The organism is Sphingomonas aestuarii, assembly GCF_054457155.1.
On record NZ_JBTKVV010000027.1, the window covers coordinates 1 to 284 of the forward strand.

At 63.0% G+C, this 284-nt stretch carries 1 protein-coding gene; it reads right to left on the minus strand.

Features of this window, described 5'->3' with window-relative positions:
• Positions 1 to 206: transposase (locus ACX0GZ_RS14785; RefSeq protein ID WP_458817515.1), on the minus strand; the 206-nt coding region annotated here is incomplete at its 3' end.
• Between the last annotated feature and the right edge of the window lie 78 nt (positions 207 to 284).

The window sequence follows — 284 nt, forward strand, 5'->3', positions numbered from 1 at the left end:
GCCGCCCACCGCACGAACCGGTTGTACAGCGTCTTTCTCGGACCGTAGCAGGCCGGTGCATCGACCCAGCGACCGCCCGATCTCACCACGTGGATGATGCCGCTGATCACACGCCGGTCATCAACCCGCGCAACCCCTCGAACCTTGTCCGGCAGCAACGGCCGAAGCCGCTCGAACTGCTCTTCACTCAACCAGAACTCGCTCAAACCCACGCTCCTGCTGTCGCCGAGCCTGAATCACATTCGCGCCGCCAAGGGAATCCGGTTTATGGGTCCTGACCCTAG